Origin of the sequence: Arthrobacter sp. NPDC058097, from assembly GCF_042884885.1 — a bacterium.
In the GTDB taxonomy this organism is placed as follows: Bacteria; Actinomycetota; Actinomycetes; order Actinomycetales; family Micrococcaceae; genus Arthrobacter.
Window position 1 is genome coordinate 462576 of sequence record NZ_JBHVSZ010000002.1, and the last position, 19429, is coordinate 482004.

The window sequence follows — 19429 nt, forward strand, 5'->3', positions numbered from 1 at the left end:
CCCGCCACCCAGTCTAATTGACGGATCGCACGCCCTTGGCTTATGCGTGAGCCAGGACACGCCGGCGCGGATGACGGCAAAAGAACAGGCCGCGGTCCGCACCGTCGGGGTGCGGACCGCGGCCTCTGTCCAGGGCCGGAGCCCCGGGCAGGATTAACGGTTACTTGGGCATAAGCACCGAGTCCACGAGGTAAACGGTGGCGTTCGCCGTCTGGACGCCGCCGCAGATCACGTTGGCGCCGTCCACCTTGAGGGCATCCTTGGTGCCGGTCACGGTGACCGACCCGCCCTGCACCGTCTTGTGCGTGCCCACGATCTTGTCCGGCGTGATCTGGCCCGGGACCACGTGGTAGGTGAGGATCTTGCTCAGCAGGGCATCGTCCTTCTTGAGGGTTTCGATCGTTGCTGCATCGACCTTGGCAAAGGCATCGTCAACCGGTGCGAACACCGTGAACTCGCTGCCGTTCAGCGTGTCCACGAGATTGACCTTCGGGTTCAGCTTGCCGGAGACCGCGGCGGTGAGCGTCTTCAGCAGCGGGTTGTTCGAGGCGGCGACGGCGACGGGGTCCAGGGCCATGCCTGCGACGGAGCCCTTGCCGCTGGGTACCTGCTTGGCGTAGTCGGCACAGCCGGGCCCGGCGAGGTTGGCGGCCGGATCCATGGCCGCCGTCGAAGTTTCTGACGGTGACGGCGCCATGCTGGAGGCGGAGGGCGCCATGCTGGACGGTTCAGCGGCGGCCGACGAGCTGCTGGACGTGCCGGCGGAGCCGCCGCATGCGGTGAGGCTCAGCAGAGCGGCGGCTGCAATGCCTGCGACGGTGAAGGTTGAGCGCTTGAAGGACTGCATTTCGATTCTCCTTGGTTGTGCCGACGAACGGTACCGAAGGGAGTGTGGCTTCCTCCGGTCATCCTTTTCCGACTGTGGGTCACCGGCCTGTGGTTCCAGGCTGTTGGGCGGTGTCTCACTGGGTATTCGCCTGGCCGGCGGCAACGGATGGGTGAACCGGGAATAATTTTCTGCCGGGCGTTTAAACAGCAAAAATCCCGGGCCGTAGCCCGGGATTTCAACTGTCGATAACCGCAGTGCGCAAGGGGGGACTTGAACCCCCACGCCCGAAGGCACAGGAACCTAAATCCTGCGTGTCTGCCAATTTCACCACTCGCGCGCGGTCCCGCCTGGTGTGCCCTTAGCCTGCTGTCAGCAGGGAAAACGTACGACGGCGGATGCCAGCCTCCATTGTACCGTCACCTGTGCGGTCCTTGCGGCAGGCACGGACAGGTGGTCAGGCGCAGGGTTAAGCAACCTCTTCGAGCTTGAGGTCCTTGCGCAGCTTGGCGACGTGCCCGGTGGCCCGGACGTTGTACTGGGCCACGGCGACTTTGCCGTCCGGATCCACCACCACGGTGGAACGGATGAGGCCCTCGTAGGTCCGGCCGTAGTTCTTCTTCTCGCCCCACGCGGCGTACGCCTCGGCGACGGCATGGTCTTCGTCCGACAGGAGGGGAAAGGTGAGACCCTCGGCGTCGGCGAAACTGGCCAGCTTTCCCACCGGGTCAGGGGAGATTCCCAGCACCTCGTAGCCAGCAGCCTGAAGGGACGCCAGGCTGTCCCGGAAGTCGCAGGCCTGCTTGGTGCATCCGGGCGTGGCGGCGGCCGGATAGAAATACACAATGGTGTTCCGGCCGCGGTAATCGCTGAGGCTGACGTCCGCTCCCGTTGCGTCCTTCAGCGTGAAGCCGGGGGCGGTGTCGCCCGGCGTAAGTTTTTCAGCCAACGTTGTCTCCTTGTTTTGGTGCAGGACATTTCAGCTTAGTAAGGCTTCGTGTCGGGTACTAATCAGGCTTAGTTATACTTGGTGGTATGCCTGATATGGATCGCTGGCCCACAGGGCGCCTCTTGTCCACGGCGGCCCGCCTTGTTGAGCACTCATGGAACGAGAAGCTGGGCGCCATTGGCCTGACGCACGCCGGCGTTATCGCCATCGAAGTGCTCTACAACAGCGGTCCCATGACGCAGGCGCAGCTTGCCCAGCTTGTCCGGGTGCAGGCGCAAACCATGGGCAAGACGCTGAGCCGCCTCGAGTCGCACGGGCACATCGTGCGCCAGCGCAGCACCTCGGACCGGCGCAGCCATGTCGTCTCGCTCACGGAGCGCGGCACCGAAGCCGTCATGGCCGCAGCGGACATGGAACGGTCCGTCCTTGCCGCGGCGTCCATTGACCCGGATCTGCTCCGCCAGGAACTTCAGGCCGTGGTCCGGGAGCTGGCGAAGCGTTTCGCGTCGCCGGAGACCAACGCCATCGTTGCCGGCGCCGAATCCGGGCTGACCGTCGAGGCAAATTCTTAGCTCTGCCCGTAACCGGTGGCTAACCGCCTGCCCGGGGAGCAGCAGTGGTCCTGCGTGCCACCAGATGCGGGGTCCGGACTACATGCCCGGCCGGCTGCGTTCCTTCGATCCGCTCCACGGCGCGGTCCACTGCCGCGGCGGCAAGCATTGGGGCATCCTGGCTGATCGAGGACAGCTGGACATAGCTGAGCCGAGCGAACTGGCTGTCGTCGTAGCCCAGCACTGAGACATCGGCCGGAACCTGAAGCCCCTGTGCCCGGAGGCTCTCGATGACCCCGAGGGCCGACCTGTCGTTAAAGGCAATGACGGCTGTCGGCATGGCCGGGCCGAGCGAATTGCCGGCGGTCATCCCATCTTCCTCCATCGCGCCGCCGGCGATGATGGCCGGCTCCAGGCTGCGGCGTTCCATTTCGGCCCGGAAGGCGGACCGGCGCGCTTCTGCAGAAACCGCGGAACCGCCGTCGATATGGACGATCCGCCGGTGCCCCAGGGACACGAGGTGGTCCACCGCCATCCGGATGCCCTCGTGGTCGTCACTGCTCACGGAATCGGTGAGATCCCCGACGTCATTCCGGAGCAGGCTCACCACCGGCACCTGGCCGGCGTACCGCGCCAGTTCATCGCTGCTGAGGGTAGGCGAGATCAGGATCAGCGCCTCGGACCCGAAATCCAGGAGCGCTTCTATGGTCCGGGCCTCGGGCCTGCCGCTGGTAACGCCGCCCAGGGCAAGTTCGTATCCCTTGGCGCTGGCCTCGGCGTACGCGGCGTCCACAATTTCCGCGTGGAACGCGTGCGCCGTGGAGAAACTGAGGCCGAGGAGTTTGGTTCGCGTGCTCCGCAGCAGCCGGGCCCGGCTGTCGGGCCGGTAGCCAAGCCTGCGTGCGGCGTCGAGCACTTTCTGCCTCGTGGCCTCGGCCGCGCCGGGGGCGCCGCGCATCACGATGGACACCAGGGCCCGTGATACGCCGGCGGCTTCGGCGACGTCCATCAGGGTGGGGCGCCGTTGCTGTTCAGTCATGTGTCTCCTTGCTGCCAGCAGTCTATAGAACGATCTAGACAGATGGCCAAAAGCTGTGCCACCATCGTCTCACTAGAACGATCTAGAAGCCTGAGAAGGGGATTGAAACATGACCTATGTCCAGCAACCGGGCGGCGACAGCCGCCCCGTCCGCCTCGGCCTGATTGGGGCCGGCTGGATCGGCACCTTCCATGCCGAGTCCCTGGCGCACCGTATTCCCAATGCGCGGCTGGATGCCATCGCTGACCCAGTGCTTTCCGCCGCCGAGGCCTTGGCCGGGAAGCTTGGCGCTGCGAGAATCACCTCAGATCCGGCGGACGTGATCAACGACCCCGACATCGACGCGGTCCTGGTGGCATCGCCGGCAAGATTCCATTCGGGTCTTATCGCTGCTGCGGCCCGGGCAGGGAAGGGCGTGTTCTGCGAAAAGCCGGGCGGCCGCACTGTCGAAGAACTGGACGAGGCGCTGGCCGCTGCAGGCGCCGCGGGGGTCAATGTCCAGTTTGGCTTCAACCGGCGTTTCGCGGTGGACTTCGCCGCCGCCAGGAAGCTGATCGACGACGGCGTGGTGGGCACCCCGCAACTGCTGCGGTCCCTCACCCGTGACCCGGGCACCGCGGCCGGCATTGCCTCCCCGGAGCGGATTGCGCCCGGAACCATCTTCCTGGAAACGCTGATCCATGATTTCGATACGCTGAACTGGCTGAACCCGGGTGCGGTGCCGGTGAAGGTGCACGCCGTGGCTGACGCCCTGGTGGCCCCTGAAGCCAAAGCCGGAGGCCTGCTGGACACCGCGGTGGTCACAGTGACCTACAGCAACGGCGCCATCGCAGTGGCAGAGGCCAACTTCAATGCCCTGTATGGCTATGACGTGCGGGGTGAAGTCTTCGGATCGGCCGGCATGGTCTCCGCCGGCGGGCCGCAGGTGTCAAGTGCCGTGAGCTACACGGCCGCGGGCATCGCCTCGGACACCGTGCGCCTTAACATTGACCTCTTCCACGACGCCTACACCGCGGAGCTCGCCCGTTTTGTCGACGGCGTGGCCGCCCGTCGCGCAGGACGCGCTCCGGAAGGACCGGCTGCTCCCGGCGGCACCGATGCCCGCAACGCGTTGGCCGTGGCACTCGCCGCGATCCGGTCGCACGAGACCGGCCTTCCGGTGGACGTCTCGGCTGTGGCGCACCTGCAGGCGGCCGAGCCCGGGCTGCAGCTCACGGGACCGCATGTCACGGGACTGGGCGCATGAGCTTCCGGCTGGCAGCATGCGCCGAGATGGTCTATGGCGAGTTGCCCCTCATCGAGCGCGTGCAGCGCATTCATGAGCAGGGGTTCGAGGTGGAACTCTGGGACACGCGCGGCCGGGACATTTCAGCCCTGGCCGCAACGGGTGCCCGCTTTTCCTCCATGAGCGGTTACTTCGGCGGCAGCCTCATCGACCCGGACAGTGCGGACCGCGTTGTCGAATCGGCGGAGAAGCTTATCCCGACGGCGCTCGAACTGGGCGTCGAGCGCATGGTTGTGCACCCTGCGGAACTGGGCGACGGCGGGGTCGCCGTGCGGCCGCTCCACCGCTCCACCGGACAGATGTGGCTGACCGGCCTCCGCACCCTGGAACGGCTGGGCCGCCTGGGTGAGCGGCATGGCGTGGTCTTTGCGCTGGAGAACCTCAATACGGTCCTGGACCACCCGGGCATACCGCTGGCGCGGGCCAAGGACACCATGGCGCTGGTGTCCGCGGCCGACCACCCGCACGTACGGATGATGCTGGATCTCTACCATGCCCAGATCGGCGAAGGAAACCTGATTGAACTCGTCCGCGGGGCTCTGCCGTGGATCGGGGAAATCCAGGTGGCAGACGTTCCGGGCCGGTTCGAACCCGGGACGGGGGAGGTCAACTACAACGCCGTCGCCAAGGCGCTCGCCGGCGTCGGCTACACGGGCGTTGTCGGCCTCGAAGCGGCGGCTTCGGGAGGCGCGGGGCTTGCTGCGGGGGACAATGCCTTGTCTGCGTTCCAGCACGCCTTCAGCCCAGACCCCTCGTAGGCAAAAACTAATATCGTCCTAATGTTAGGACAAACGTTGACAAGCGTGATCCGAGTCACCATGATCGGATATATCAACATTCCCGGCCGGTGCGGCGTGGCACACGGGAACCCGGATCAAAGGAGATTTTCGGTGAAGAAATTTTCATGGCGCAGGGTGGCCCTCGTTGCCGCCGTCGTGCCGATGATGGCCCTCAGCGCCTGTTCGTCCAGCGGCGGCAGGGCTCCGGAAAGCGCGAACGCCGGGGCAGGTGGGCAGGCGGCGTCGACGCCGCGCATCAAGGTTGCCCTCATCACGCATGCAGCTCCCGGCGACACCTTCTGGGACATTGTCCGCAAGGGCGCCGAGGAAGCCGCAGCCAAGGACAACGTGGAGCTGCTGTACACCTCGGACCCTGAAGGCGGCCGCCAGGCGCAGCTGATCCAGCAGGCCGTGGACCAGAAGGTGGACGGCATCGCCGTGACCCTGGCCAAGCCGGACGCCCTGAAGGATGCCCTGAAGAAGGCCACGGACGCCGGCATCCCGGTGGTGAGCCTTAACGCCGGTGAATCCGTGTTCGCCCAGCTGGGTGCGTTTACGCACTTCGGGTCGAATGAGAAGCTCGCCGGCGAGGCAGTGGGCGACAAGCTCAACTCCCTCGGATTTAAGCACCCCGTCTGCGTCATCCAGGAACAGGGCCATGTGGGCCTCGAAGCCCGCTGTGCAGGTGTGAAGTCCAAGGTTCCGGCCACCGAGATCCTGTACGTGCAGGGCACGGACATGACCCAGGTGTCCTCAACAGTGACGGCCAAACTGCAGGCCACCGCCGATGCCGACGTCATCATCGGGCTGGGCGCGCCGTACACGCTGACCATCCTGAAGGCGGTGACGACGGCCGGCAGCAAAGCCAAGGTGGCTTCCTTCGATATGAACGCCGAGCTCGCCCAGAAGATCGCCGACGGCGCGGTTGAATTCACCGTTGACCAGCAGCCCTGGCTGCAGGGCTACGGCTCGGTGGACGCGCTGTGGCAGGCCAAGCGCGGCGGCTTCAAGCTTGGCGGCGGCCAGCCCGTCCTGACCGGCCCCACCATCGTAGACAAGGCCGGAGCAGCAAACGCCCTCACCTTCGCCCAGCAGGGTATCCGTTAGCAGCCCGCCAGCCCGTTCCGGCGAAAACGCCGGACCGGGCAGCAAGGAGCATTCCAATGACCATCACCCAGACCATTCCCAAACCGGCGGCGACCGACGAGCGTGTCGGCAGGCGCAATCCTTTGCAGAAGTTGTTGGGCCGTCCTGAGGTGGGCGCCCTTGTCGGTGCCATCGTCCTTTTCATATTCTTCGCCGCGGTGTCCCCGACCTTTACCCAACCGAACGCGTTCGCGACCGTGCTGTATGGGTCTTCGACGATCGGCATCATGGCGGTGGGAGTGTCGCTGCTGATGATTGGCGGCGAGTTTGACCTGTCCACCGGTGTGGCGGTGATCAGCTCCGCGCTCACGGCCTCGATGTTCAGCTGGTACTTCAGCATGAATGTCTGGGTCGGTGTGATCCTGGCCCTTGGGGTGTCGCTGAGCATCGGTTTCATCAACGGCTGGATCCTCATGAAGACCAAGCTGCCCAGCTTCATCGTCACGCTCGCCACATTCCTGATGTTGACTGGCCTGAACCTGGGTCTGACACGCATGATCGGCGGCGGCGTCTCATCGCCGTCCATCTCCACCATGGACGGCTATGAGTCCGCCCAGGCCATCTTCTCCTCGTCGGTGAACATCGGCGGCGTGGAGGTGAAGAACACCGTCTTCATCTGGATCGCCCTGGTTGCCATCGCGTCCTGGGTGCTGCTTCGCACGAAGGTGGGCAACTGGATTTTCGCCGTCGGCGGCGATGCCAACGCCGCCCGTGCCGTGGGCGTTCCTGTCAAGGCAACCAAGATCGGCCTCTTCATGGCCGTGGGTTTCTGCGGTTGGATCCTGGGCATGCACAACCTGTTCGCATTCGACGCCGTGCAGTCCGGCGAGGGCGTGGGCAACGAATTCCTGTACATCATCGCCGCCGTGATCGGGGGGTGCCTGCTGACTGGAGGCTACGGATCCGCAGTGGGCGGCGCGATCGGCGCCTTCATCTTCGGCATGGCCAACAAGGGCATCGTGTATGCGCAGTGGAACCCGGACTGGTTCAAGTTCTTCCTTGGCCTGATGCTGCTCCTGGCCACTATCGTGAACCTGATCGTCAAGCGCCGCGCAGACTCAAGTAAGGGCTGAACACCATGGACGCTAAACAAATCCACCAGCAGGAACTCCTCAGGGACGAGAAGGACCCGTTGACCCACACCCCGGTGCACCTGCTCTCGCTGGAGAGCGTGGCGAAGCACTACGGCAACATCGTCGCCCTCACGGATGTCACGATGGCCGTGGACAACGGCAGGGTGACCTGCGTGCTCGGGGACAACGGCGCGGGCAAGTCCACGCTGATTAAGATCATCGCCGGCCTGCACCAGCACGACGAGGGTGTCCTCCACATCATGGGCGAGGAGCGGAAATTCGATTCGCCCCGTGACGCCCTGGATGCCGGCATCGCCACCGTCTACCAGGACCTCGCAGTCGTTCCCCTGATGCCCATCTGGCGCAACTTCTTCCTAGGCTCCGAGCTGACCACGGGCTTCGGCCCCTTCAAGCGCCTGGACGTCCAAGCCATGAAGGACATCACAAAGCAGGAACTGGCGGACATGGGCATCGACCTGCGCGATGTCGAACAGCCCATCGGCCAGCTCTCCGGCGGCGAACGCCAGTGTGTCGCAATCGCCCGGGCCGTGTACTTCGGTGCGAAGGTCCTTATCCTGGACGAGCCAACGGCAGCCCTGGGCGTGAAGCAGTCCGGCGTCGTGCTGCGCTACATCCTGCAGGCCCGCGACCGCGGACTGGGCGTCATCTTCATCACCCACAACCCCCACCACGCCTTCCCTGTCGGGGACCGGTTCCTGCTGCTCAAGCGCGGCAGGTCGATTGGCTACTACGACAAGAAGGACATCACCCTCGACGAACTCACCGCGCAGATGGCCGGCGGCGCCGAACTCGCCGAGCTCGCCCACGAACTCGAACAACTCGGCGGCCATACCGACGCCCTCAAGGAAGTCCAGGCCGAAGTTGCCGACGTGACCGACTCCGCCAGTGAAGGCTCAGTCGCCGGCCGGGCGTCGAAGTAGGGGAGCCGCATGAAGGAAGTAACTCTTGGACTCGCCGGAGTGGGCCGGATCGGCGCCATGCACGCCCGGAACATCACCGGACTGAATGAGCTTTTGGGGCCGCAGGGCACCTCCGTGCACCTCAAGCTGACGGACGTCGCCGCGGAGCATGCCCGCTCGCTGGCCGGCGGAATCGGTGCGGCATTCCTTCCCTCCGTTGAAGCCCTGCTCGATTCCGGCGTCGACGGGCTGGTCATCGCCACCGGAACCGCCACGCATCCGGATCTGATCAGGGCAGGCGTGGACGCCGGGATACCGGTGTTCTGCGAAAAGCCGGTCGCCGTCAACGTCGCGGAATCACTGCCCGTGCTCGACCACATCCGGGCCGCGGGCGGAACTGTGCAGATCGGCCACCAGCGCCGGTTCGATCCCGGTTACCTGGAGGCCAAGCGCGCCTTTGACGCCGGTGAACTGGGATGGCTCCATACGGTCAGGGCGGTCACCTGCGACATGACGCCGCCGCCGGTGGAGTTCCTCGCCACGTCCGGCGGGCTCTTCCGGGACTGCTCCGTCCACGACTTCGACATCCTCCGGTGGCTCACCGGCAAGGAAATCGTGGAGGTTTTCGCCAAGGGATCCAACAATGGTGACCCGGCAATCGGCGCCGTCGGCGACGTCGACACCGCCCTCGCAGTGGTGACGTTCGACGACGGCAGCGTGGGAACGGTCTCGGCCACCCGTTACAACGGGGCTGGCCACGACGTCCGGCTAGAACTCCAGGGCTCCGCCGGGTCCGTCATGGTGGGGATGGACGAGCAGATGGCGATGACCTCAGCGGAACCCGGAGTGGGTTTCCCGGCGGGGCGGCCGCACAGGACGTTCGCCGAGCGGTTCCACGCGGCGTACCGGGCCGAGATGGCAGCCTTCGTAGGACTGGTGCTGGGTCAGCGGGAGAACCCGTGCACACCGGAAGACGCCGTTGCGGCGTCCATGGTGGCCGACGCTGCCCAGGCATCGTTGCAGTCCGGGGAACCCGTGCGGGTCGCACTCCAGCCGGCGGGCTGACGCGGAAAAGAGCCCGGCCCGGCACCTGCGGGGACCCGCCCCTGTCCTGTGTGCCAAAGGAAAACACAAGGGCTCGCCCGTAACCTCCCTGCATCCACTAATCGGGGCTGCGGCTGTCCCAAAGCCAGGGAGGGAACACGATGAAAACTTTGCTGCGCGGGGGCGGGCTTCTGGTGCGAATTGGGGGTGCTGCGGATGCCCGCCTTGTGCGGGTGCTGCGCCCGGCGGCGTTGCCTTCGCTGCGTATTCTGCTGGGCGTCCTTTTCATGTGGTTCGGGGGGTTGAAGTTGGCAGGCGTATCGCCGGTTGCGGCGATGGTCGCCGGAACCATGCCGTGGGCGGACCCGCACACGGTGGTCCCTGTTCTCGGTGCGGTCGAAGTGCTGCTCGGCGCGGCGCTCGTCACCGGCGTGGCACTTCGCCTGGCACTGCCGGTCCTCGCCGCGCACCTGTGCGGAACGTTCCTGACCTTCGTGATGCTGCCCGGGCTGATGTTTGCCCAGGGCGACCCGCTGCTTCTGACAGAGGATGGCGAGTTCGTCATGAAGAATCTCGTCCTCATCGGGGCGACACTGGCCTTGATCGCCCATGCTCCCGCCAGATCACGGAACCGCGGCCCGGCCGCTGCCGGCCCCCTCCGGGCGGCCGTCAAGAAATAGTGCGGCCCTTCAGGAACAGGGCAGCAGGGCACTAGCCCACTATTTCGCGGATCAGCTTCGCCGTCTGCCGGAATGAGATGCTGGGCATGTACGCCTCTGTGACGGCGCGTCCGATGCGCGGCAGCCACAGCGGATCCTGGTACATCATGTAGAGGGTCCGGTGCCGGGGCCGGAACCGTGCCTTGAACGCTGCCAGCGACCGGAACCCGTAAACGGGCTCGAGGCCGCTGCCCAGCAGATTCAGGAACCGGCCCAGGGCGTCCCCTTCCACCGCAACTGGCGCGGCCGCTGCGGCAGCCGGGCCGGACGCTCCGGAGCTGACCAGCGGCGAGCCGGAGAGCGAAATGACGTCCAGCGTCTCCTTGAAGTGAAGGACGGCCGAGGCGATCAGAAACTCCATGACGCCGGGAAAAGCGTCACGGCTCCGCCGCATGAAGTCAAGGGTCCGGCTGACGACGCGTCCGTTCTTGAACACAGGAAGCCAACTGGTCACGCCGTGCACGGTGCCCGCCGTGTCCACGGCCAGGCACAGGAGAACATCGTCGTCCTTCAGTTCTTCCAGACTGCCCAGGGTGAACCCCATTTCCGGCAGGGCTTTGTCCGCCACCCAGGCTTCGGAGATCTCGTGGACCTGCGACCGGAGGCTTCCGGGCAGTTCGCCGTAGGTTGACCAGAGCACGGCGATGCCCAGCTTCCGCGCCTTGTTAATCGCGGTGCGGACGTTCTGCCACTCCTTGCCCTTGAATTCGATTTCACGGATGTGCAGCAGTGTCTCCTCGGCAACGGCGACCCGCCGGTAGCCCAGCTTCCCCAGATTCCTCCACTGGTCGTCGGCGACGGAATACCAGCACGGTGCCAGGGAATGGGCCGCGCAAAAGCGGGTGAACTCCTCGGCTGCCGTGTACGCGTCCGCGGGGTCCCCGAAGGGGCCGCCTACCGTGACGGCAACATTGAAGTGGACCTGGTAAGCGATCCCCGCCGTCCCGGCGTCGTTGAACCAATAGCGGTTATTGGGCCACAGGGCCATCCATGACAACGAGCCGCCGCCCACCCGGACGAGGTCTCTGGCCAGGGCAAGATCGGTATCCTGGCGCGCATCCCTGAGTCTGCGGCTGAGGAAGAGTCCGAGGACGCTGATCATGGCGACCAGCCAGAAGGCGGCGCCGCCAAAGCTGAAGAGCAGGGTGGAGAAGAAGCCGTGCGGATACACGGACACGGAATAGCGGAAGGAAAACGGGTAAGGCAGGAACATCCTGGGAAGCGTGGTGACCAGCGCCAACAAACCGGCACGGCGATGGTAGTTGTCCTCCGCAAACCAGGCGATCACGTATGCGAGCACAAACACCGCGAACAGGGACGGGAGCAGGACCAGCGTCCGGTGCCGCAGCACGGGGTCCGGGTCGACAATGAAATGCCTCCGGCTGGCGAACAGCAGTGCCGCGATGACGAACGGGACCAGCACCACCGGCAGCACTTCGACGATCGCCGAGTCCACGGAAAGCACGCGGCCGCCGGTGCGCATGTAGGTTCCAAAAAGTGAGAAGAGCTGCAGGTGCAGGGCAGACAGAACGGCGATCACCAGGTGCACGCCGATGGTCAGCCAGAGTGCAAGGCGGCTTCCCCGCCGGAGGCCTTCCGCACACACCAGAAGCATCAGGAACGGCACCAGCGACAAGGAGACTCCGCCCGGCCCGTTGAGGCCGGGACTGTGGATCACCTGCGCGCAGCTGAGGTCGATTGCAGCCCGGCAATTGGCCTGGAGCTGGCCGATTGTGGGGACCGGGTTGACGATGAGGTCCCGCAGCACCGCCAGTGGACCCGAGGGCGCCTGTGCAAGGGCCGCCATGGCCGGGCCGGCCGCGAAGACAGCCACGGCCATGGACAGCAGCGTCCTGGTTTCCCTGCTGGACGACCGGGTAAAATGGGCCGAGAGGCGGGAGGCGCGTGTCATGTGGCGGTGCATGAACTGGCCCAGCGCCAGCCCGCACAGCAGCCCTAGGAAAGCATCCAGCGACTGCGGGTGCCCGACGTACAGGAGAAGCATCAGCGTCACTGCGACGGCAACGGACCGCAGGCGGCGGCGCCACAGCGCACTGAGAAGCGGACTGGCGGCCATGGCCGCAGCGAGTGCACCGGCATAGGGACCCAGGACGCCGGTGTGCTTCATGCTGGCCAGCCAGTCGCTGCCGAGCGCTGAGCCCGCCTGGACCACGGTGGCGTACAGCACCAGGGCACCAAGATGGCCGCCCAGGAAAGCCGCCCCGGCCCGCCAAGTACCCATCGTGGATTCGGCGAACCCCACGGCAGCGAGGATGACGACGCTCGCCAGCACGTAGGAAACCGGGTTCCCGGTGAAGAAAATGGTCTGGAGCGGGGCCAGGAAGTCGAACTGGCCGGCAGTGAACAAGCTCGGCGACACCGCCTGTTGGATTCCGGCCGGGGGACCGGCAGCAACTGCATGCGTCGCGACGGCGGCAGTCCACATCGTGATGGTGAGGCACGAAGCGAGGGGAATCATGAGGAGCAGACGCCCGATTGCCCGCATCCCCGGGGGCCGGCTGGGCAGGGTTGTGCTCAGGGGCTTCACGGAACCAGCCCCATGGGCCTTGCCAGGAAATCCAGTGCCTGCGGCATCGAGTCCAGGACCACTTTCCATGAGTGTCCGGCGTCCGGAATGATGGCGGTCCTGACGTGCATCCCGGCTTTTGCGGCGGCTGCGGCCAGTACGACGGCGTTGTCCCGGAACTCGCTGTCATCACCGCCTGCCGCGAAAAAACCGTAACTGTCCGGGTATTGCCGCTGGGCAAGCAGGGTCAGCGGGACCTCTGCCGAGAACGCAGCCAGGTTTCCCGCAAACGCCAGGTCTGCAGTCTCCTGCCGCGAGACGGCGAGGGCCGGCTCGCGCTCGCCGGCGAAACTCATGAAGTTCGGGTAAACCCCGGGATGACGGGTGGTCATCTGGACTGCGCAGGTGCCGCCGAAGGAGAATCCGCCCACAGCCCAGTGACGCGGGTCGGAGTCGACGTCGAGGTTGTGCTTGATCCAGTCGGGCACATCCACGCTCATGTAGGTGTCGGTTTTGGCGAGGGTGGTGTCCATGCACATGGTGTTCCCGTCCTCGGTGCCGTTCGGATCAGGGATCACCACCACCGGTGCCAGGCCACGGTGCGCTTCGGCGAACCGGTTCATCATCTGCACCACATTGCCGCTGACGGCCCATACTCCCGGCCAGCCCGGCTGGCTGCCGACAAGTACCAGGACCGGAAGCTTTGGCCGGTTTTTGACCAGATAGGCGGGCGGCAGATAGATGTGCGCGTGGCGGCCGTGAAAGCCGGAAACCGTGCCCGGGATTTCAGCGTGGCGCAAAACGCCAGACGCGGCCAGGTTCAGCGGCTGGTGCCAGCGCTCATAGACGGGGGAGGTCTCGAAGGACGCGGCGTCACCGTGCTTTTTCAGCGCAGGTTCCAGGGGCAGCAGCGTGGACGGGGACTTCCCGAGCAGGGTCCCGACTGTCGGCATAAAACCAAAGTAGGCGTTGATCTGCAGTCCGCACAGGCCCAGGACAATGAGGGCGGCAACCGGTGCAGCCACGGTGCGCAGAAGGCCGCCCCGGACCATGTTTCCGACGGCGGCTGCGGCGGCGAAGACGCCCAGACCCGTCCAGGCGACAACCTCCGGGGGAAGGTCCTCCGGCCAAACATAGAACGCGTGGACCAGCAGCCATGCCAGGCCAAAGCAGGCTGCCAATGAAACACCCAGCGTTACCCCTGCGTAGATCCACCAGCGCCGCCTGTGGAGGAGCAGGAATCCCAGCGAAAGGGTGCTGAGCACCCACAGGGTGGTGGGTAGCCAGCCTTCCAGGAGACTGATGGAATACAGCCACGTCGACAACAGAATCCTCCGGTTTGCTTGCGGGCGGGTACACCTTAGCCCCCTAATCTGGAGCTTTGCTGGGCGTCCAAGCCGACGCCCAGAGAGCATTCAGGGAGTTGTAAGGCTCCGGTCTTACGCTCACCCAAAGGGGGCGTACAAGGAGCCGCGATGCAGTTGCTGGACCTCAACATTCTTCAAAGACCCCTGCTGAACACTTTTGATGCAGCAAGCCTTCTTGCCGTGCTTTACCTCCTGGCCCGGCCGGGGCTTACGCGGCTCCGCACGGCGGGACTGGCGGTTGCCGCCGGTGCCGCTGCAGGGGTGCTCACCCTCCTGATTTGCGAAGCAGGGCTCAATATCTTCGGATTGCCCCTGGACACCGACACCCGCGCCTGGGTCGTCGCCGCCTTCGGTGGCGTTGCCCTCGCACTGGCCAACCTTTGGCGCACACGCTGGTGGCGAAAGATAGCCGCCGTGGCGGCCATTGCGCTCTTTATTTCGACGGCGGCCCTGGGCATCAATGCCGCCTACGGCCTGAACGCCACGCTGGGTGCTCTCCTTGGCCTCAACACCACGGGCCACCTCGCGCTGCCGAAGCTGGACCCAAAGCCGGTGTCCCGGCAGCCACTGTGGAAGACCTGGAAAGCGCCGGCCGGGATGCCGGCGTCGGGCCGGAGCGGCGCTGTGACCATTCCCGCCACCGCCTCCGGTTTCCGCGCCCGGGACGCCCGTCTGTACCTGCCGCCGGCCGCGCTGGTCCCAAATCCGCCGCCACTGCCCGTCCTCGTCATGATGATGGGCCAGCCCGGCGGACCGGAACAGGACAAGTCGTCGGTCAGGGAGCTCAATGCGCTGGCCCGTCAGAACCACGGCCTCGCGCCCATCACACTGACCATCGACCAGCTGGGCAACCCCTTCATCAACCCCGTCTGCGTCGATTCGGACATGGGAAAGGTCTATACGTACGTCACGAAAGACGTGGTCAACTACATCCGCAGGAACCTGAACGTTGATCCGCGCCGGGCCGAGTGGGCGGTGGGCGGCTACTCGAACGGCGGCGAATGCGCGCTGTCATTTGGCGCCAAGCGTCCGGACCTGTTCGGCACGATTCTCGACATATCCGGCGAGCTGAAGCCGCTCAACGGCACCGAGGCGCACACCGTGAGCGTCATCTTCAAGGGCAACCACGAGGCCTTCGCCGCCGAAGAGCCGGCCAACATCATGAAGGCCCGCAGGTATCCGGATGAACTCGCCATCTTTACCAGCGGATCCCTCGACCGGGTGTACGGACCGCAGGCGGCGGCGGCCGCGCAGGACGCCCAAGAGGCGGGGATGAGGACCCGCAGCTTTGTGGGCAACGGTGTGGGCCATCGCGGTGATGCCCTCGACTTCGGTGTCCGGACGGGTCTGCCGCTGCTGTATCCCCGTTTCGGGCTCACCGCCGGTCCCGCCGCGCCAGGCTGACGCAGCCCTGTCAGTACTGGATCTTCTCGGTCCTCCCCGTGCGCAGCGACAGCGTTGCCGCTTCAGCGATCGCTTGTGCCTTGAGGCCATCCTCGAGCGACGGAGCAAGGGCTGAACCGCCGTCGGCCGCTGTTCCGTTCTCCAGCCCGGCCACAAAGTGGCCCAGCGCGGCGGCGTAGGTTGGCTGCACGCGCTCGAACCAGCCGGGGTGCATGCCGTCGGTCACCACTTTCCCGGAGTGGTAGCGGGAAACGGCCCCGGTACGGTGCCGGCCGGCTTCGGCCATGCCCTCGGATCCCATGATTTCGATCCGCTCGTCATAGCCGTAGCCGGTGCGGCGGGCGCAGTCGATCTGGACCAGGGCGCCGCCGGGCAGCCGGAGGGACACGACGGACGTGTCCACGTCGCCGTACTCTGCCAGCCGCGGCTCGGCGAGGGCTGAGCCGGTGGCGAAGACCTCAACGGGGTCCGTTCCTGTCAGCCAGCGGACCAGGTCGAAGAAGTGCACGGCCTGGTCGCGCATCTGGCCGCCCGACGTGGCGATGTAGGGGAGCGGCGGCATGGCCGGACCGCGGCTGGTGAGCTGGATGAGCTCTACCGCGCCGATTTCGCCGGCATCGACGATCCGTTTGAGCTCGGCGTTATCTTGGTCGAAGCGGCGGTTGAAGTCCACCATGACCCGCACAGCATGCTTGGTGGCAAAGGCTGCGGTATCCCCCGCCTGCCCAAGGTCCAGGTCGATCGGTTTTTCGCACAGCACGGCCAGGCCCGCCTCGGCGGCGCGGCGCAGGTGAGAGGCATGGGTGTCGGTGGAGGAGGCGATGAACACGGCGTCGATGGCAGCGGAGTCGAAAACCTCCGCCAGGTCCGCGGCAGCACGTGCGCCGTGCGTGGCCGCAAGTGCCTTCGCGCGGTCGTGGTCGACATCGAAGACCAGGCTGAAGTCAACGTCCGGGTGGGCTGCGAGGTTGGCGGCGTGTACGGAACCGATGAAGCCTGCCCCGAGGAGTGCGAAGCGCTGCATGGTCAGACCCCTGCTTTCTCCGCGGCACCTGCCGGGGTCACCCAGCCGGCATCCTGTGCATTCGATGCAGCCACCGCCTCGACGAACCTGACGCCAGCGAGGCCGTCGTGTCCTGTCGGGAACGACAGGCTCCGTGTCTCCGGCAGGGTGCCGTCCCGGCGGGCGCGCAGTTCGGCGGCCAGATCGCGGTAGAAGTTGGCAAAGGCTTCGAGGAACCCTTCCGGATGGCCCAGCCCTACCCTGGTAAGCCGGGAGGCGTCCTCTGACAGTGTGCTGAGACCTTCCGTCAGCACCGTGGTGGTCCCGTCGAGGTCCTGGACTCTCAGATGATGCGGGTCCTCATGCTGCCACTCGAGGTTTCCCCTTGTGCCGAAAACCCGGATGCGCAGGCCGTGGTTGTGGCCTGCGGCGGCCATGCTGGCCCACAGCCGGCCCGGGACATCACCGGTGAGCTGCAGTTCGACGGTCGCGTGGTCGAAGACCCGCCTGCCCGGAACCACGGTCTTCAGCCGGCCGGACACCCTCTCGGCCTCGAGCCCGGTGATGTAGCGAAGAAGATGGAAGCCGTGCGTGCCGAGGTCGCCAACGACGCTGGGGAAGCCCGCGATGTCCGGATCAGTCCGCCAGCTGGCCTGCTTGTGGCCGCCTTGCTCCAAGGGAGTAGCCGCCCAGCCCGAGGCGTGCTCCACGTCGGCGAATGTCACGGTTCCCAGCTGCCCGTCCCGCACCATCCGGGCCGCGTGGCGCACCATGGCGTAGGCGGAGTAGCAGTGCGGAACCGCCAGGACCGCGCCATTGTCAGCAGCGATCCGCACCAGCTCGGCCGCGGTCATCGAATCCCGGGTCAGCGGCTTCTCGCACACCACGGAGATGCCGGCCTCGAGAAATGTCCTGGCGATCTCGAAGTGGCTGTCGTTCGGCGTGGCAACAACCACCACGTCGACGCCGTCCTGCCGCCCCGCTTCGTTTTCCGCCATCTCGCGGTAGTCGGCGTAGTGCCGGTCGGCCGGGATGCCGAGCCGGGACGCCAGGGCAGCGGAGCGGACCTGGTCGCGCCCGAAGACGCCGGCATGAAGGGCGAATTCGCCGTCCAGGCGCATTGCGCGGCGGTGCGTCTTGCCGATGTCTGCGCCTTCGCCGCCTCCCACCATTCCGGCCACCAACTGCGGTGCTTGCGGTTCACTCATGAGGATCCTCTTTGATTTTTGGAATTTTCTTGGACCGGTCCATAATCAATGGCAGGAGCCTGGTTCGTCAACCCCTTAGGCTGGTACCGGACGGGCAGCGCCAGGCTGCCATGACCTGAAGAGGAGCACCGTGAGCCCATCGTTCCCCAATAGCGGACTGCCCGTGGCCAAGCCCACGATCCGCGATGTGGCAGACCGGGCCGGGGTATCCAAGTCGCTCGTCTCGCTGGTTCTCCAAGGTTCCGGGAACGTCAGTGAAGCCCGACGGCGGGCGGTACTTGAGGCGATGGAACAACTCGGATACCGGCCCAACAAGCTTGCCCGCGGGCTCTCGATGCCGCGCACGGGGACCATTGGAGTCCTGCTCAACGATCTCCGGAACCCCTGGTTCATCGAGCTCCTGGAGGGCCTCTCCGCCTCCCTGCACGCTGCCGGCGTTTCACCAGTCCTTGCCGACTCCTACACGGACCACAGGATCGGCCGCCCGTCCGTTGAGGCACTGCTCGAGCAGCGGATCGACGGCCTGGTGGTGGTGGGAACCACCACGGAGTCCGCTGCGATCAGGACCGCCTCCGGCTCGGTTCCCGTGGTGCTGGCGGGAACCCTCGACCCGGAGTTGCCGGGCGTGGACGTGGTGGTCAACGACGACGCCGCGGGTGCGCGGAAGGCCACCGAGCATCTCATTGCGCTCGGGCACAGACGCATCGCCCATCTCCAGGGTCCCGGCGGGGTCGGGCGCCTGCGGCGGGCGGGGTATGAGGAAGCGATGCGGGCGGCCGGCCTGGAACCGCACACCGTGGCGGGCGGCATGAGCGAGGAAAGCGGCTACAGCGCGGCCCGGACCCTGCTGGCTGCGGCCGCCCCGCCGACGGCGATTTTCGCCTTCAACGACATTGCCTGCATTGGCGTGCTGTCTGCCGCGGCGGACGCCGGCGTGACGGTTCCGGGCGACCTTTCCCTGGTCGGCTATGACAACACGTACTTGGCCCGCATCCGTCACCTGTCCCTGACCTCCGTGGACAACGGCAATCTTGCTGTGGGGGTCCAGGCCGGCAAGTACATCCTGGAGCGGCTGGGCAATCCTGACCTGCCGGGGCGCAAGCACCTGGTCAGCAGCGAGCTGCACGTCAGGGGTTCCTCCGGCAGCGCGCCGGAGTAGGGTTCTTCCGCCAATGCCCCGGGGACACGACAAAGCCCCGCCTTCAGGCTTGTGGCCTGGAAGACGGGGCTTCCGTGGTGCACCCCCCGGGACTTGAACCCGGAACCCATTGATTAAGAGTCAATTGCTCTGCCAATTGAGCTAGAGGTGCATCTGCTGTTTCGTTCATCCGTGGGCTGTTTATTTCCCTCGTTGAGCTCCGCAACGACATGCAACTCTACACGAAGTTTTCGCTACGGCAACTCGGACATCGCGCGCAGCCTGCTGCGCCGACATTCCGGGGACGACAAAGCCCCGCCTTCAGGCTTGTGGCCTTGAAGACGGGGCTTCCGTAGTGCACCCCCCGGGACTTGAACCCGGAACCCATTGATTAAGAGTCAATTGCTCTGCCAATTGAGCTAGAGGTGCATCTGCTGTTTCGTTCATCCGT

At 65.8% G+C, this 19429-nt stretch carries 17 protein-coding genes and 3 tRNA genes; 10 read left to right on the forward strand and 10 right to left on the reverse strand.

The genetic code is table 11. The features are described from left to right. Positions 1-160 precede the first annotated feature (160 nt). The 3 genes from ACFVTE_RS06030 to bcp all read right to left on the reverse strand — a co-directional run bounded on the left by ACFVTE_RS06030 (position 161) and on the right by bcp (position 1775). Positions 161-847 (reverse strand): fasciclin domain-containing protein, encoded by a 687-nt coding sequence (locus tag ACFVTE_RS06030; protein WP_387098168.1) that lies wholly within the window; start codon positions 845-847, stop codon positions 161-163. Between the two features lie 237 nt (positions 848-1084). Next, positions 1085-1166, reverse strand: a tRNA-Leu gene (locus ACFVTE_RS06035). 129 nt (positions 1167-1295) lie between these two features. After that, positions 1296-1775, reverse strand: a complete 480-nt coding sequence (gene bcp / locus ACFVTE_RS06040) for a thioredoxin-dependent thiol peroxidase (RefSeq protein WP_387098170.1) — start codon at positions 1773-1775, stop codon at positions 1296-1298. A 95-nt stretch (positions 1776-1870) separates the two neighbouring features. On the opposite strand from bcp, the gene ACFVTE_RS06045 reads away from it, so the two are divergent. Further along, positions 1871-2347 carry a MarR family transcriptional regulator gene (locus ACFVTE_RS06045; protein ID WP_331574993.1) on the forward strand — a complete coding sequence of 159 codons (477 nt, stop codon included), beginning with the start codon at positions 1871-1873 and terminating at the stop codon, positions 2345-2347. A gap of 19 nt (positions 2348-2366) precedes the next feature. Here ACFVTE_RS06045 and ACFVTE_RS06050 read toward each other — a convergent pair whose 3' ends face one another. Continuing rightward, entirely contained in the window at positions 2367-3365 is a 999-nt protein-coding gene (locus ACFVTE_RS06050) for a LacI family DNA-binding transcriptional regulator (RefSeq protein WP_387098172.1), read from the reverse strand. Between the two features lie 109 nt (positions 3366-3474). Here ACFVTE_RS06050 and ACFVTE_RS06055 point away from each other — a divergent pair, with 109 nt between their 5' ends. The 7 genes from ACFVTE_RS06055 (at position 3475) to ACFVTE_RS06085 (ending at position 10292) form a co-directional block, all read left to right on the forward strand. After that, a complete protein-coding gene (locus tag ACFVTE_RS06055) occupies positions 3475-4611 on the forward strand; it encodes a Gfo/Idh/MocA family oxidoreductase (protein ID WP_387098174.1) in 1137 nt (378 codons plus the stop codon). After that, positions 4608-5408 (forward strand): TIM barrel protein, encoded by an 801-nt coding sequence (locus ACFVTE_RS06060; RefSeq protein WP_387098176.1) that lies wholly within the window; start codon positions 4608-4610, stop codon positions 5406-5408. The genes ACFVTE_RS06055 and ACFVTE_RS06060 overlap by 4 nt, the downstream gene beginning before the upstream one ends. Positions 5409-5540: 132 nt before the next feature. Further along, the gene (locus tag ACFVTE_RS06065; RefSeq protein ID WP_387098178.1) at positions 5541-6536 is read left to right on the forward strand and encodes a substrate-binding domain-containing protein; all 996 of its coding nucleotides are present in this window, start codon (positions 5541-5543) and stop codon (positions 6534-6536) included. Positions 6537-6592: 56 nt separating this feature from the next. Then, entirely contained in the window at positions 6593-7648 is a 1056-nt protein-coding gene (locus ACFVTE_RS06070) for an ABC transporter permease (protein WP_387098180.1), read from the forward strand. A 5-nt stretch (positions 7649-7653) separates the two neighbouring features. Then, positions 7654-8589 (forward strand): ATP-binding cassette domain-containing protein, encoded by a 936-nt coding sequence (locus tag ACFVTE_RS06075; RefSeq protein ID WP_387098182.1) that lies wholly within the window; start codon positions 7654-7656, stop codon positions 8587-8589. A gap of 9 nt (positions 8590-8598) precedes the next feature. Beyond that, positions 8599-9633 carry a Gfo/Idh/MocA family oxidoreductase gene (locus ACFVTE_RS06080; protein ID WP_387098184.1) on the forward strand — a complete coding sequence of 345 codons (1035 nt, stop codon included), beginning with the start codon at positions 8599-8601 and terminating at the stop codon, positions 9631-9633. Positions 9634-9773: 140 nt separating this feature from the next. Beyond that, complete coding sequence (locus ACFVTE_RS06085) at positions 9774-10292, forward strand: DoxX family protein (protein WP_387098186.1); 519 nt, start codon at positions 9774-9776, stop codon at positions 10290-10292. A gap of 31 nt (positions 10293-10323) precedes the next feature. Here the strand turns inward: ACFVTE_RS06085 and ACFVTE_RS06090 are convergent, their stop codons facing one another. Next, positions 10324-12879, reverse strand: coding sequence for a bifunctional lysylphosphatidylglycerol flippase/synthetase MprF (locus ACFVTE_RS06090; protein WP_387098188.1), 2556 nt, complete (start codon positions 12877-12879; stop codon positions 10324-10326). After that, positions 12876-14183, reverse strand: coding sequence for an alpha/beta hydrolase (locus ACFVTE_RS06095; RefSeq protein ID WP_387098190.1), 1308 nt, complete (start codon positions 14181-14183; stop codon positions 12876-12878). The genes ACFVTE_RS06090 and ACFVTE_RS06095 overlap by 4 nt, the downstream gene beginning before the upstream one ends. Before the next feature lie 150 nt (positions 14184-14333). Here ACFVTE_RS06095 and ACFVTE_RS06100 point away from each other — a divergent pair, with 150 nt between their 5' ends. Beyond that, positions 14334-15629 carry an alpha/beta hydrolase-fold protein gene (locus ACFVTE_RS06100; RefSeq protein ID WP_387098191.1) on the forward strand — a complete coding sequence of 432 codons (1296 nt, stop codon included), beginning with the start codon at positions 14334-14336 and terminating at the stop codon, positions 15627-15629. A 10-nt stretch (positions 15630-15639) separates the two neighbouring features. Here the strand turns inward: ACFVTE_RS06100 and ACFVTE_RS06105 are convergent, their stop codons facing one another. Together ACFVTE_RS06105 and ACFVTE_RS06110 are read right to left on the reverse strand one after the other, a co-directional pair. Then, positions 15640-16653, reverse strand: a complete 1014-nt coding sequence (locus ACFVTE_RS06105; RefSeq protein ID WP_387098195.1) for a Gfo/Idh/MocA family oxidoreductase — start codon at positions 16651-16653, stop codon at positions 15640-15642. Positions 16654-16655: 2 nt separating this feature from the next. Next, positions 16656-17840, reverse strand: coding sequence for a Gfo/Idh/MocA family protein (locus ACFVTE_RS06110; protein WP_387098197.1), 1185 nt, complete (start codon positions 17838-17840; stop codon positions 16656-16658). A gap of 130 nt (positions 17841-17970) precedes the next feature. On the opposite strand from ACFVTE_RS06110, the gene ACFVTE_RS06115 reads away from it, so the two are divergent. Next, positions 17971-18999, forward strand: coding sequence for a LacI family DNA-binding transcriptional regulator (locus ACFVTE_RS06115; protein WP_387098199.1), 1029 nt, complete (start codon positions 17971-17973; stop codon positions 18997-18999). Between the two features lie 75 nt (positions 19000-19074). On the opposite strand, the gene ACFVTE_RS06120 is transcribed toward ACFVTE_RS06115, so the two are convergent. Beyond that, positions 19075-19150: transfer RNA gene (locus tag ACFVTE_RS06120), tRNA-Lys, on the reverse strand. A gap of 184 nt (positions 19151-19334) precedes the next feature. After that, positions 19335-19407 (reverse strand) — tRNA-Lys (locus ACFVTE_RS06125). Between the last annotated feature and the right edge of the window lie 22 nt (positions 19408-19429).

What these genes read in the sequence shown, in the direction of transcription:
- ACFVTE_RS06070 (WP_387098180.1), top strand. Translation starts at nt 6,593, where the DNA reads ATGACCATCACCCAGACCATTCCCAAACCGGCGGCGACCGACGAGCGT.
- ACFVTE_RS06045 (WP_331574993.1), top strand. Translation starts at nt 1,871, where the DNA reads ATGGATCGCTGGCCCACAGGGCGCCTCTTGTCCACGGCGGCCCGCCTT.
- ACFVTE_RS06060 (WP_387098176.1), top strand. Translation starts at nt 4,608, where the DNA reads ATGAGCTTCCGGCTGGCAGCATGCGCCGAGATGGTCTATGGCGAGTTG.
- ACFVTE_RS06050 (WP_387098172.1), bottom strand. Translation starts at nt 3,365, where the DNA reads ATGACTGAACAGCAACGGCGCCCCACCCTGATGGACGTCGCCGAAGCC.
- ACFVTE_RS06055 (WP_387098174.1), top strand. Translation starts at nt 3,475, where the DNA reads ATGACCTATGTCCAGCAACCGGGCGGCGACAGCCGCCCCGTCCGCCTC.
- ACFVTE_RS06085 (WP_387098186.1), top strand. Translation starts at nt 9,774, where the DNA reads ATGAAAACTTTGCTGCGCGGGGGCGGGCTTCTGGTGCGAATTGGGGGT.
- ACFVTE_RS06100 (WP_387098191.1), top strand. Translation starts at nt 14,334, where the DNA reads ATGCAGTTGCTGGACCTCAACATTCTTCAAAGACCCCTGCTGAACACT.
- ACFVTE_RS06105 (WP_387098195.1), bottom strand. Translation starts at nt 16,653, where the DNA reads ATGCAGCGCTTCGCACTCCTCGGGGCAGGCTTCATCGGTTCCGTACAC.
- ACFVTE_RS06075 (WP_387098182.1), top strand. Translation starts at nt 7,654, where the DNA reads ATGGACGCTAAACAAATCCACCAGCAGGAACTCCTCAGGGACGAGAAG.
- ACFVTE_RS06030 (WP_387098168.1), bottom strand. Translation starts at nt 847, where the DNA reads ATGCAGTCCTTCAAGCGCTCAACCTTCACCGTCGCAGGCATTGCAGCC.
- ACFVTE_RS06110 (WP_387098197.1), bottom strand. Translation starts at nt 17,840, where the DNA reads ATGAGTGAACCGCAAGCACCGCAGTTGGTGGCCGGAATGGTGGGAGGC.
- ACFVTE_RS06080 (WP_387098184.1), top strand. Translation starts at nt 8,599, where the DNA reads ATGAAGGAAGTAACTCTTGGACTCGCCGGAGTGGGCCGGATCGGCGCC.